13 protein-coding genes are annotated in these 11,798 nt (G+C 74.1%); 10 read left to right on the forward strand and 3 right to left on the reverse strand.

From position 1 onward, the window contains the following. The first annotated feature begins 35 nt into the window (after window positions 1–35). On the forward strand, window positions 36–1,364 hold the full coding sequence (locus ASF17_RS08610; RefSeq protein WP_055797845.1) for an MFS transporter: 1,329 nt from the start codon (window positions 36–38) through the stop codon (window positions 1,362–1,364). A gap of 53 nt (window positions 1,365–1,417) precedes the next feature. Here ASF17_RS08610 and ASF17_RS08615 read toward each other — a convergent pair whose 3' ends face one another. Further along, complete coding sequence (locus ASF17_RS08615) at window positions 1,418–1,819, reverse strand: hypothetical protein (protein ID WP_055797849.1); 402 nt, start codon at window positions 1,817–1,819, stop codon at window positions 1,418–1,420. A 91-nt stretch (window positions 1,820–1,910) separates the two neighbouring features. Here ASF17_RS08615 and ASF17_RS08620 point away from each other — a divergent pair, with 91 nt between their 5' ends. The 9 genes from ASF17_RS08620 (at window position 1,911) to ASF17_RS08660 (ending at window position 10,535) form a co-directional block, all read left to right on the forward strand. Next, a complete protein-coding gene (locus tag ASF17_RS08620; RefSeq protein ID WP_055797852.1) occupies window positions 1,911–2,954 on the forward strand; it encodes an LLM class flavin-dependent oxidoreductase in 1,044 nt (347 codons plus the stop codon). 107 nt (window positions 2,955–3,061) lie between these two features. Continuing rightward, window positions 3,062–4,024, forward strand: a complete 963-nt coding sequence (locus ASF17_RS08625; protein ID WP_055797855.1) for an acetylxylan esterase — start codon at window positions 3,062–3,064, stop codon at window positions 4,022–4,024. Between the two features lie 132 nt (window positions 4,025–4,156). Further along, a complete protein-coding gene (locus ASF17_RS08630) occupies window positions 4,157–5,188 on the forward strand; it encodes an NADPH:quinone reductase (RefSeq protein WP_055797860.1) in 1,032 nt (343 codons plus the stop codon). Between the two features lie 84 nt (window positions 5,189–5,272). Next, entirely contained in the window at window positions 5,273–6,340 is a 1,068-nt protein-coding gene (locus ASF17_RS08635) for an MBL fold metallo-hydrolase (RefSeq protein ID WP_055797863.1), read from the forward strand. 70 nt (window positions 6,341–6,410) lie between these two features. Beyond that, the gene (locus ASF17_RS08640) at window positions 6,411–7,289 is read left to right on the forward strand and encodes a patatin-like phospholipase family protein (protein ID WP_055797868.1); all 879 of its coding nucleotides are present in this window, start codon (window positions 6,411–6,413) and stop codon (window positions 7,287–7,289) included. A 64-nt stretch (window positions 7,290–7,353) separates the two neighbouring features. Further along, window positions 7,354–8,598 carry a glycosyltransferase gene (locus ASF17_RS08645; RefSeq protein ID WP_055797871.1) on the forward strand — a complete coding sequence of 415 codons (1,245 nt, stop codon included), beginning with the start codon at window positions 7,354–7,356 and terminating at the stop codon, window positions 8,596–8,598. 192 nt (window positions 8,599–8,790) lie between these two features. Continuing rightward, on the forward strand, window positions 8,791–9,270 hold the full coding sequence (locus tag ASF17_RS08650) for a heme-degrading domain-containing protein (protein ID WP_055797875.1): 480 nt from the start codon (window positions 8,791–8,793) through the stop codon (window positions 9,268–9,270). A 7-nt stretch (window positions 9,271–9,277) separates the two neighbouring features. After that, a complete protein-coding gene (locus ASF17_RS08655; protein ID WP_055797878.1) occupies window positions 9,278–9,832 on the forward strand; it encodes a hypothetical protein in 555 nt (184 codons plus the stop codon). 103 nt (window positions 9,833–9,935) lie between these two features. Then, window positions 9,936–10,535 carry a hypothetical protein gene (locus ASF17_RS08660; protein ID WP_055797881.1) on the forward strand — a complete coding sequence of 200 codons (600 nt, stop codon included), beginning with the start codon at window positions 9,936–9,938 and terminating at the stop codon, window positions 10,533–10,535. A 113-nt stretch (window positions 10,536–10,648) separates the two neighbouring features. Here the strand turns inward: ASF17_RS08660 and ASF17_RS08665 are convergent, their stop codons facing one another. Both ASF17_RS08665 and ASF17_RS08670 read right to left on the reverse strand, forming a co-directional pair. Beyond that, the gene (locus tag ASF17_RS08665; RefSeq protein ID WP_055798571.1) at window positions 10,649–11,158 is read right to left on the reverse strand and encodes a DUF427 domain-containing protein; all 510 of its coding nucleotides are present in this window, start codon (window positions 11,156–11,158) and stop codon (window positions 10,649–10,651) included. Window positions 11,159–11,202: 44 nt separating this feature from the next. Further along, window positions 11,203–11,700, reverse strand: coding sequence for a hypothetical protein (locus ASF17_RS08670; protein ID WP_156357345.1), 498 nt, complete (start codon window positions 11,698–11,700; stop codon window positions 11,203–11,205). Between the last annotated feature and the right edge of the window lie 98 nt (window positions 11,701–11,798).

Here is an 11,798-nt window from a genome sequence, read left to right on the forward strand (position 1 = left end):
TCCGAATGACGATCGGGCCCGTACCGTCGTGAGGGATGTCAGTCCCGCCTCGCACGATCGCCCCGCCGCCCGCCACCGAACCCGTCCCCGTCATGACCCGGCGTCCGCCGTGGCGCCACACGTTCATCGCGCTCAGCGTCCCGAACTTCCGTCTCTGGACGGCGGGCAACGTCGTGGCCATGACCGCCGGGTGGATGCAGCGGATCGCGCAGGACTGGCTCGTGCTCGAACTGACCGGCAGCGCGACGGCCGTCGGCGTCACGGTGGCGCTGCAGTTCGCCCCGATGCTGTTCTTGGGACTGCTGGGCGGGGTGATCGTCGATCGGTTCTCGAAGCGGGCGCTGATGATCGCGACCCAGAGCGTCTTCGCCGTCTTGAGTCTCGGGCTGGCGGCCCTGACGCTCTCGGGCGTCGTGCTGCCCTGGCACGTGTTCGCGATCGCGTTCGCCACCGGTCTCGTCACCGTCATCGACAACCCCGCCCGGCAGGTGATCGTGTCGGAGCTCGTGGGGCACCGGTACCTGCGGAACGCCATCAGCGTGAACTCGAGCGTGTTCCAGCTCGGCGGCATGATCGGACCGGCCGTGAGCGGGGTGCTGCTGCTGGCGGTCGGCGCCGGGTGGGCGTTCGTCGTCAACGGGGTCGCCTGCCTGCTGGTGGTCGTCATGCTCGGTCTGCTGAGGACGGCGCAGATGACCCGCACGGCGCCGGGCCCGCGCAGTCGCGGTCAGCTGCGGGCGGGCCTCGCCTACGCCCGGGCGAAGCCGACGATCCTGGTGCCGGTCGTGCTCGTCGCCTCGTACGCCGTGTTCGGCCTCACCATGCCGGTGCTGCTGGCCTCGTTCGCCGACGACGTCTACGACGTGGGGGCGGGCGGCTACGGGCTCTTCAACTCGATGATCGCGGTCGGCGCCCTCACGGGGGCCCTGCTGTCGACCCGACGGGCGACCATCCGGCTGCGGACGATCGTGCTCGGTCTGCTGGCGACGGGCGTGCTGCAGGCGGTCGCCGGCTCGATGCCGTCGGTCGGGCTGTTCGCCGTCACCCTCGTCGCCGTCGGCTTCGCGTCGCTGCTGTTCCTCACGGCGGCGAACCAGCTCGTGCAGCTGTCGAGCAACATCGCCATCCGCGGGCGGGTCATGTCGCTCTACGTGCTCGTGCTGCTCGGCGGCCAGGCGATCGGCGGGCCGCTGATGGGCCTCGTCGTCGAGTCGTCCGGCACGCATGCGGCGATGGTGCTCTCGGGCGGGGTGCCGGCGCTCGTCGCGGCGATCACGGCGCTGGTGCTCGCCCGCCGCGGGCAGCTGACCCTGCAGATGCGCGTCCGCAGGTTCGTGCCGGTGGTCGAGATCGCGCACCGCTAGCCCGACGCGTCGGGCCCGACGGGTGCCCGCGGCGGTGGACGACCACGGCTCGGTCAGACGGCCGGCGAGCGCCGGGTGCCGCCGAAGGCCAGCGCGACATCGAGCCGCCAGGAGGTCGGCTCGCCCGACACGTGGGTCGTGCCCACGAAGCGCAGCAGGTCGCCGGCCCGCAGGCTGAGCACGCCATGGACGTCGTCGCTGCCCTCGAGCCAGAACGCGATGTCGTGCTCGTCGAGCAGGTCGTCGTCGACGGTCGCCCCGAAGGAGGCGCCGTCGAACTTCAGGGGCACGTCACGGAAGCGGAGCCGCGGGGGCGACTCCGTCCAGTCGGCGACGGCGGGCACTCGCTCGGCCACGATGACGGCGTCGATGACCCCGTCGTCGTCGAGCGTCACGCTCGAGGCCTGCAGGTCGACCCCGAGGTCGTCGTCGTCGATGCGAAACCGATTCTCCACACCCTCACGGTACCGAGGTGCGGAGCCCGGCGGAACGGGCTCGCCCGACCGGCCGCGGAATGGGTGGGGCGTGCCCGTGGTTCGCCCGGGCATGAACAAGCGCATCGGGTTCCTGTCGTTCGGTCATTACCAGGACGTCCCCGGCTCGGCGACCCCGACCGCCCGGGAGGCGCTGGTCCAGTCCATCGAGCTGGCCGAGGCCGCCGAGGAGATCGGCATCGACGTGGCGGCGGTGCGCGTGCACCACTACGTGCGTCAGCTGGCGAGCCCGTTCCCGCTGCTCGCGGCGATGGCGGCCCGCACGAGCAGGATCGAGCTCGGCACCGGTGTCATCGACATGCGCTACGAGAACCCCCTCTCGATGGCCGAGCAGGCTGCGGCCGCCGACCTGATCAGCGCCGGGCGGCTGCAGCTCGGAGTCAGCCGGGGGTCGCCCGAGCCCGCACTCCGAGGCTGGGAGGCCTTCGGGCACCTGCCGGCCGACGGCGAGAGCGACGCCGACCTGGCGCGCCGTCACACCGAGGAGTTCCGCGCCGCCATCGCCGGAGCCGACGTCGCCCGCTCCGACCCGAAGATGACCGGCTGGTCGCACGGGCTCCCGATCGAGCCGCAGTCCCCCGGTCTCGGCGACCGCATCTGGTGGGGCTCCGGCACCCGCGCCACCGCCGCCTGGACCGGCGAGCAGGGCATGAACCTCATGAGCAGCACCCTGCTCACCGAGGACACCGGGGTGCCCTTCGACGAGCTGCAGGCCGAGCAGATCGCCGTCTACCGCCGGGCGTGGGCCGACGCCGGGCACGACCGCGAGCCGCGGGTCTCGATCAGCCGCAGCGTCATCCCCATCACCACGGACGAGGACCGCCGCTACTTCGGCGTGCGCGCCCAGGCCGACGGCGGCGACCAGGTGGGCCTGCTCGACGGCGTGCAGTCGCGCTTCGGCAAGAGCTACATCGGCGAGCCCGACGTCATCGCCGCGCAACTGGCCGCGGACGCCGCCGTGCAGGCGGCCGACACGGTGCTGCTGACCGTGCCGAACCAGCTCGGCGTCGAGTACAACGCCCGTCTGCTGCAGACGGTGGCGGAGCACGTCGCCCCCGCGTTCGGCTGGGAGGCGGACCTGACGCGCACCGCCTGACCCGCGCCTCCTCGGCGGGTCGACGGGTCACGACCTGCGGCACCCCGTCGAGGCGCACGGCATGTCGTGACACCCCGGGGCCGCGGCCGACGGGTAGACAGTGAGTCATGTTCACCGACATGCCCGAGACCGCCCTCTGGGAGCACCGCAGCACCCAGACCGAGCCCGACGACTTCGACGCGTTCTGGGCCGCCACCCTCGACGAGACGCGGACCCACCCGCTCGACGTGCGGATCGAGGCCGTCGAGACCGGCCTCGCCACCGTGGACGTCTACGACGTGACCTTCGCCGGCTGGGCCGGTCAGCCCGTCCGCGCCTGGCTGCGCGTGCCCACCGGGGCGACCGGGCCGCTGCCGGCCGTCGTGCAGTTCGTGGGCTACGGCGGCGGACGCGGAGCCGCCGTCGAGAACCTCTTCTGGTCGGCCGCGGGCTACGCGCACCTGCAGATGGACACGCGGGGCCAGGGCTCCGGCTGGAGCCGCGGCGACACCCCCGACCCCGACGGCTCGGGCCCCGCCCACCCCGGCGTCATGACCCGCGGCATCGACAGCCGCGAGACCTACTACTACCGGCGCGTGTTCACCGACGCCGTGCGCGCCGTCGAGGCCGCCCGCTCGCTCGAGGCCGTCGACGCCTCCCGCGTCGCGGTCGTCGGCGGCAGCCAGGGCGGCGGCATCGCCCTCGCCGTATCGGCCCTCGTGCCCGACCTCGCCGCCGTGGCGGCGTACGTGCCGTTCCTCTGCGACTTCCGCCGGGCGAGCGTGATCACCGACGCCGACCCGTACAAGGAGATCGGACGGTACCTGGCCGTCCACCGGCACCGCGCCTCCTCGGTGCACGAGGTCCTCACGTACTTCGACGGGGTCAACTTCGCCCGCCGCGGCACCGCGCCCGCCGTCTTCACCACGGCGCTGATGGACCCTGTGTGCCCGCCGTCGACGGTGTTCGGCGCCTTCCACGCCTACGCCGGACCGAAGGACATCACCATCTGGCCGTACAACGGGCACGAGGGCGGCGGCGTCGAGGACGATCTGCTGGCGCTCGCCGCGTTCCGCCGCGCGTTCGCCTGAGCGGCGCACCGCACCGGACGCCCGAGCCGCACGCCGAGCCGGTCGCCTGAGCGGCACGCCGCGCCGGTCGCCCGCGGGGTCGCCCGGCCTCGGGCGGGAACACGGAGCGGCCCGGTCTGGTTGGCTCCGGGCATGAAGTCGATCGTGTACACCGAGACCGGACCCGCCACCACCGTGCTGCAGCTCGTCGACCGCGAGGTGCCCGAACCCGCCGCCGGCGAGGTGCGGGTGCGCGTCGTGTGGTCGGGCGTCAACCCCACCGACTGGAAGTCGCGTGCCGGTGGTGAGCCCGGCGAGAGCCTGCCCTTCGACGAGGTGACCCCGAACCAGGACGGCTCGGGCATCGTCGACGCCGTGGGCGAGGGCGTCACGGGACTCGCGGTCGGCAACCGCGTCTGGACCTACCTCTCGGCCTATCAGCGACCCACCGGCACCGCGCAGGAGTTCACCGTGCTGCCCGCCCGCCTGGTCGTGCCGCTGCCCGACGGCGTCGGACTCGACGTCGGCGCATCGCTCGGCGTGCCCGCCATGACCGCGCACCGCGCCCTCACCGTCCGGGAGGACGGCCCCCGCCGCCTCGCGCCCGGCAGCCTCGAGGGCGTCACCGTGCTCGTCGCCGGAGGCGCGGGAGCCGTCGGGCACGCCGCCATCCAGCTCGCCCGCTGGGCCGGCGCCACCGTCATCACCACCATCAGCTCGGACGCCAAGGCGGCCCTGGCCACCGCGGCCGGCGCCCACCACGTCGTCAACTACCGCACGGGCGACGCCGCGGCCGAGATCCGCGAGATCGCCCCCGACGGGGTCGACGTCGTCGTCGAGGTCGCCATCTCGCAGAACGCCGACCTGCTCGCCGAGGTCGTCGCCCACCGCGCATCGGTCGCCATCTACGCCGACGACGGAGGCGACTCGACCACGATCCCCATCCGCGCCAACATGATCACGAACACGCGGTTCCAGTTCGTCCTGCTCTACACGGTCGGCACCGAGGCGCTCGACGCCGCCGTCGAGGACGTCTCCGCGGCGCTCCGCGACGGCGCGCTGCCCGTCGGCGAGGCCGCCGGTCTCGCGCTCCACACGTTCCCGCTCGCCGAGACGGCCGCCGCGCACGAGGCCGTCGAGGGCGACGTCGTCGGCAAGGTGCTCATCGAGGTGTCGGCCGAGTAGTCGGAGATCGACCGGGAGGAGGCGCGGTGCGGGGAGTCCGGCACCGCGCCTCCTGCCCGTGGAGGGCGCGGTTAGGCTCGGCGGGTGACCGACGCCGCCTCGCGACCCGTGCCTCCCGCCCCCGTCAGCGCCGTGCAGGCCCTGGCTCTCGAGCAGGGGGCGCCTCCGCCGCTCGAGGAGGTGCGCCATGGGGTCTGGTCTCTGGCGTTCCCGTTCGGAGACGGCGACTACTCGCTCGGCTACCTCATCGAGGGCTCCGACGGCGCGCTGACCCTCATCGACCCCGGATGGGACGACGACGCCAACCTCGACCGCCTCGACGCCGCCCTGGCCGACGTCGGTCACGCGATGGAGGACATCTCGCTCGTCGCGGTCACCCACCTGCACGCCGATCACCTGGGCGGCGCCGATCGCGTGCGCCGCGCCTCCGGAGCCCGCCTCGCGCTGCACGCGGCCGAGCAGCGGGCCCTCGACCGCCGGGCCGCCGAGGCCCTCGAGGCCGACGCCGACATCGCCCGCTGGGGCGCACCCGCCGACGACGAGGAGGCGCTGGTCGCCGCCTGGGGATCGGGCCGCCGACTCCCCCACGTCACCGCCGACCTGCTCCTCGCCGACGGGGACGAGCTCCCGCTCGCGGGCCGCCGCCTGCGGGCCGTCCACACGCCGGGTCACACCGCCGGGCACCTCTGCTTCGTCGAGCCCGAGCAGCGGCTGATCTTCACGGGCGATCACGTGCTGCCGCGCATCAACCCCGGCATCGGGCTCGGCGGTCGGACCGACGCGAACCCGCTGACCGACTACCTCGCGTCACTCGACCGGGTCATGGCGCTCGACGTCGCCGGGGCCGACGCGCTCGAGGTCTGCCCGGGCCACGAGTACCGCTTCGTGGGGCTCGTCGAGCGGGCGCGGGCGCTCGTGGACCACCGCGCCGACCGGACCGCCGACGCCGTCGCGGCTCTCGACGCCCTGGCCGCCCTCGCCTCTTCCACGTCGAAGGCGCAGCGCTCGACCGTCTGGCAGGTCGCCGAGCGCATGTCGTGGACGGGCGGGATCGCCTCCCTGCACGGCTACCGCCTCGGCTCCGCCCTGGCCCAGACCGAATGGCACGTGCAGGCCCTCGGCCGGGCCGGCGAACTCCGACCGTCCTCGTAGGCGAGGGGCCTACCGTCGCCCCCGGCGCCGGATCCGGCGCCGCGAACGCCACGACCTGGAGCGACATCCCATGAGCAGCACCGCCCCCTCCCGTCCTCGCACCGCCCTCGTCCTCGGCGGCGGCGGCATCACCGGCATCGCCTGGGAGCTCGGCGTCCTGTCGCGTCTGCTCGAGGCCGGAGTGCCGGTCGACGAGGCCGACCTGGTCGTCGGCACCTCGGCCGGCTCCGTCGTCGGCACGATGGTGCGGCTCGGACGCGTCGACGACGGACTCCGCGAGCAGTACGAGGCGGTCACCGAGCTGCCCACCGGCTCCATCGACCCCGAGGCGTTCCAGCAGACGCTCGGCCAGGCCCTCCTGGGCGTGACGGACCAGCAGGAGGCGCGGGCCCGGATCGGCGCCCTCGCCCGTCGGACGCCGGTCGCCGGCGTAGAGCCCGCCCTCGTCAGCACCATGCGCGAGCGGTTCGGCGACGTCGCCTGGCCGGACGCCGGGTTCACGGTCTGCACCGTCGACGCGACCGACGGGACGTTCCGGCCCCTCGACGCGGACTCGGGCGTCGACCTCCACCGGGCGGTCGCCGCGAGCTGCTCCGTGCCCGTCGTCTGGCCAACCGTCGAGATCGACGGCCGCCCGACGATGGACGGCGGCGTGCGGTCGGGCACGAACGCCGACCTCGCCGACGACTGCGACCGAGTTCTCGTGCTGTCGTGCGGCCCCGAGCTCGCGGTCTCGCCGCTCGGACCGACGCTGCCGCAGGTGGTCGAGGCGCGACGGACAGCCGGGCGCGAGGTGCTGGTCGTCGAGGCCGACGCCGACGCCCTGGCCGCGTTCGGCGCCGACGTCCTCTCGAGCGCCACCCGTCGACCCGCCGCCGAGGCCGGTCGACGTCAGGCCGAGGCCGTGCTCGACGAGGTCCGCGCGTTCTGGACGGGTTCGGCCGCCTGACCCGCGCCTCCTCACCCGTCCGCGTCCACAGGGCGGGAGGCGGCGGGGCCGGTACCCTCGGGAAGTGACCACCGCCTCCTCCCCCCTCCGCATCGCGCTCGTGTCGCTGCACACCTCCCCCGGCGCCGAGCCGGGCTCCGGCGACGTCGGCGGGATGAACGTGGTCGTCCGCAACCAGGCGGAGGCGCTCGGGGCCGCCGGACACCACGTCGACATCGTGACGAGGCGCTCGTCCCCCGATCAACCGGACCGCGTCGAGCTCTCGCCCGGCGTCACGCTGACCTTCATCTCGGCCGGACCCGCCGAACCCGTCGCCAAGGGTCGCCACGAGCTGTTCGTGGACGAGTTCCGCGACCGCCTCGCCGACCTCGGCCCGTGGGACGTCGTGCACTCCCACCACTGGTTCTCGGGCATGGCCGCCCTGCCGGTCGCCCGCGCGCTGGGGGTGCCGCACGTGCAGAGCTTCCACTCGATCGCGGCGGCGGACTCCACGCCCCTGTCGCACGGCGAACGCGCCGAATCGCCTGGTCGACTCGCCGGCGAGCGGCACCTCGCGGTCGAGTCGGACGCCGTCGTCGCCATCAGCCACGCCGAGGCCGAGACGGTCGTCACCCGCCTGGGAGGTCGCCCCGACCGGGTCGCGGTCGTGCTGCCCGGGGTCGACGCCGAGCTCTTCCACCCCGCCCAGACGACCGCCGAGGAGGCGCGGGTCGACGAGCCCCGCCCCTACGTCGTCGTCGCCGGACGACTCGAGCCGCTCAAGGCCCCCGACCTCGCCATCCGGGCCATCGCCGCCGTCGACCCCGCCGTCCGGCCCGATCTCGTGATCGCCGGCGGCGCCTCGACCGAGTTCCAGGGCTACGAGGACGACCTGCTCGCCCTGGTCGACGAGCTCGACCTCACCGTGCACCTCGTCGGCCCGCGCACCCGACGGGGTCTCGCCTCGCTGCTCCGCGGGGCGCGTCTCGTGCTCGTCCCGTCCCACTCCGAGACCTACGGCCTGATCGCGCTCGAGGCGGCCGCCAGCGGCGTCCCCGTGATCGCCGCCGCCTCGGGGGGCCTGCGCGAGAGCGTCGTCGACGGCGTCACGGGCGTCGTCCTCGACTCGCGCGACCCGCTCGTCTGGGCCGACACGGTGACCGGCATCCTCCGCGACCGCGACCGGGCCGATCGACTCTCGCGCGCCTCCCGCGTCCGCGCGCTCGACCACCCGTGGGCCCTGTCGGCGGCCGAGCTCGCCGACGTGTACTGCCGCGTCGCCGGCAGCACCGACTGCTCGGAGCTCGCCGCAGCCGGCGGCCGCCGCTGAGGCCGGCAGGCTCAGACGCATCGCGATCATCCGGCTGTCGGGCGGGTCCCCGTCATCGGCGGCGCGTCAGCGCCGACCCGCCCTCGACGACGCGAACCCGCCGCAGCCCGCTCGGGTGCTCGCCGACCGGGATGTCAGCGGCCCGGCCTATGCTCGACGACGACCAGACGACCCCTTCCACCGGAGGCCCTCATGCCCGACGACACCCTGCTGACCGAGCTCGCCGAGCAGGAGGAGCGCCTGGTCTTCCGCCGCTTCACGACCGACACGGCTCTCGACCTCGGGGCGTTCCTGCTCGCCGAGGCCCGTCGCCGCGGTCTCGCCGTCACGGTCACCGTGCGGAAGGGCCGCCAGCGGGTGTTCCACGCGGCGCTGCCCGGCACCTCGCTCGACAACGACGAGTGGCTCGACCGCAAGGCCCGTGTCGTCGAGCGCTACGGTCAGAGCTCGTTCCGCGTCGGCGAGTCGTTCCGGGTGGCGGGCGGCACGTTCGACGAGAAGTCGCGGCTCGACACCGACCTCTACGCCGCGCACGGCGGGATGTTCCCGGTGACCGTCGTCGGCGTCGGCGTCGTGGGCGCGGTCGGGGTGTCGGGGCTGCCGCAGGCCGACGACCACGCCCTCGTCGTCGAGGTGCTCGACGACTTCCTGGCGCACGGCTACGACTCCTGACCCGGTGATGGCGCCTCAGGAGCCCGATGCGTCGGGGCCCGTGCCGTCGGCGTCCGTGCCGTCGGCGGACGACGAGCGTGCGGCCGAGGCGCTCCGGACCCTGATCGCCGACACGACCCGCGATCTCGCCGCCCGAGGGGCCCGCACCGAGGCACTCGCCCGCTACCGCCCCTCGCGACGCATCGTCGTCGTGAAGACCGCGGAGTCGCTCGAACCCGTGGGTCGGGCCTGGCGGCTCGGCGTGCTGCTGCTCGAGACCGACGGGCGCGTGCACGAGACGGGCCGCATCACCCGGGCCCTCGAGCCGACCCGCTCGCAGAACCTCTCCGCCTCGGTCGAGAAGCGCAAGGCCGAGCGACGGGCCGCCGCCCGGGGCCGCTTCGCCGAAGGCGAGGTCGTCGACTACGCGTACCTGCCGATCGATCTGTCGACCGAGGCTCTCGTGGCCGGCGACCAGCGCCTCCTCGTGGCGGACGGCCGGGCGCTCGTCCGCTGGGGCACCACGGCCGCCGAGGTCCGCGAGGCGGCCGCCTATCTCGCCGACCGGGGCGACCTGCTCTAGTCGCCCGCGCCTCCTCGGCCTCCGCCCAGGGTGCCCCCGGGCAGCGGGTTATCCTCGAACTCCGGCGAGCCCGCCGGACCGGACTCCGACCGAGAGGACCCCTGTGCGCCGCGTCGCCATCGCCGCCTCGGTCGTCTTCTGCGCCGCGGTCGTCGCTCTGATCGTCGCTCTCGTCCTGGTCGTCTCGTCGCTCGCCTCGCCCCGCGACGAGACGGCTCGCCCCGTCGACCCTCCGGTGACCTGCCCGGCCGTCGACCCCGTCATGGTGGGTGACATCCCGGTGCCCGCCGGGCCGGTCGCGGGCTACTGCCAGGACCGCCTGATCAACGCGGCGTGGATCATGCAGGCCGCTCGCGCCCAGGGCATCGGAAAGCACACGCAGGCGATCGGGGTGATGACCGCGATGGGCGAGTCGAGCCTCCGCAACATCGACCACGGCGACGCGGTCGGCCCGGACAGCCGCGGACTCTTCCAGCAACGCGACAACGGCGCCTGGGGCACCTACGCCGAGCGCATGGACCCGTACACGGCGGCCACCCGGTTCTTCTCGAAGCTCGTGGCGATCCCGGGCTGGAAGGAGCTCACGCCGACCCAGGCGGCCCACGCCGTGCAGATCAACGACGACCCCGACCACTACGCGCGCTGGTTCCCCGAGGCGGAGCAGGTCGTGGCCGCTCTGTCGGGCGACGCCCCCTCCTCCTGATCGAGCCTCCTCCTCCGCGATCGGCTCGTGTGGTCGGCAGATGCGCGTCAGACGCGCTCGAAGAGCATCTCCCGACCACTCCACACCGCTCGGCGGGGACGAGGAGGCGCGGCTCACCAGCCGAGGGTGCCGGGCGGTCCCTTGAACGGGCCGACGATCGCGTCGGTGATCCAGCCGCCGTAGAAGTCGCCCTCCTGAGCCCGCACGGTCTCGCCGTCGATCTCGATCGAGTCGACGCGGCCGGGGTAGAGGGCCACGTGATCGACGAGCTGCTCGTAGCCCGCCCAGGGCGACGGGTAGAACCACCCGGCTCGGGGCGACCGCTCCGCGCCGCCGCGGAGGTCGACGTAGCCGGCGGAGCCCTTGAACTCGCACAGGCTCGACCCGTCGCCTCGGGTCAGGGCGCCCTCGACGAACGCGTCGCGGGGCAGGTAGTAGACCGGCGGGTGACTCGTCTCGAGCACTCGGAACGAACGCGTCGCGTCCGCCACGACCTGACCGCCGAGCCGCACGACGATGCGTTCGCCCCGGGCCTCCACGCGCGGGGGTCTGGGGTAGTCCCAGACGGACTCCTGTCCGGGGCCGGGCGTTTCACGGGCGGGGGTTCGGACGCTGCGTCTCATGTCGCCATCGTGCACCCGCGGGTCGGCGGGCACGGGGGTGACGCTCAGGCGCGGACGACGGCGGGTGCCCCGCGGAGCGTCGCCGACAGGTCGCCGAGCGCGACGGCGCCGTCCGAGGTGCCGTGGGCGGACGCGACGAGCAGCTCGAGGGCGGCCCGAGCCGTCGACGGCGACACGTCGACGTGCTGCGCGACGCTCAAGGCGAGATCCTCGAGGTCACGGGCCAGGAGGTCGACCCCCGCGGCGCCCGGGTCGTCGGCGAGCCCACCCCCGGGGACCCTAAGAGCGAGCAGGTCGACGAGCCGTCGCGCCTCGGCCGCCGTCGTGGCCGCCGTCGGTCGGAGCACCAGAGGCACGCGTGGCCCGGCCCCGTTCACGAGGGCCGCGCGGCGCAGCCCCTCGACGAGCCCGGTGGCGACGTCGCGCACCCGCAGACCGTCGTGCACCGACGGGAGGTTCCAGGCGCTCGCCAGCTCGGGTCGGCCGAGGAGCTGTGCAGCCACGGAGGCGCAGGCCATGAAGGCCGATCGGGTGTCGGTCACGCTGACCATCCTCGCATCGAGGCCGCCCTGCGACGACCCGCCACCCGACCCGCCCGACGTCTCGATCGCGATTATTTGCCGTACTGGCAACACCGCTT

The organism is Frigoribacterium sp. Leaf263 (genome assembly GCF_001422285.1).
Taxonomy (GTDB): domain Bacteria; phylum Actinomycetota; class Actinomycetes; order Actinomycetales; family Microbacteriaceae; genus Frigoribacterium.

Bases quoted from the DNA above. Each gene is read 5' to 3' on its own strand.
- ASF17_RS08610 (WP_055797845.1), top strand. From the start codon at position 36: ATGTCAGTCCCGCCTCGCACGATCGCCCCGCCGCCCGCCACCGAACCC.
- ASF17_RS08655 (WP_055797878.1), top strand. From the start codon at position 9,278: ATGGCGCCTCAGGAGCCCGATGCGTCGGGGCCCGTGCCGTCGGCGTCC.
- ASF17_RS08625 (WP_055797855.1), top strand. From the start codon at position 3,062: ATGTTCACCGACATGCCCGAGACCGCCCTCTGGGAGCACCGCAGCACC.
- ASF17_RS08640 (WP_055797868.1), top strand. From the start codon at position 6,411: ATGAGCAGCACCGCCCCCTCCCGTCCTCGCACCGCCCTCGTCCTCGGC.
- ASF17_RS08630 (WP_055797860.1), top strand. From the start codon at position 4,157: ATGAAGTCGATCGTGTACACCGAGACCGGACCCGCCACCACCGTGCTG.
- ASF17_RS08650 (WP_055797875.1), top strand. From the start codon at position 8,791: ATGCCCGACGACACCCTGCTGACCGAGCTCGCCGAGCAGGAGGAGCGC.
- ASF17_RS08620 (WP_055797852.1), top strand. From the start codon at position 1,911: ATGAACAAGCGCATCGGGTTCCTGTCGTTCGGTCATTACCAGGACGTC.
- ASF17_RS08665 (WP_055798571.1), bottom strand. From the start codon at position 11,158: ATGAGACGCAGCGTCCGAACCCCCGCCCGTGAAACGCCCGGCCCCGGA.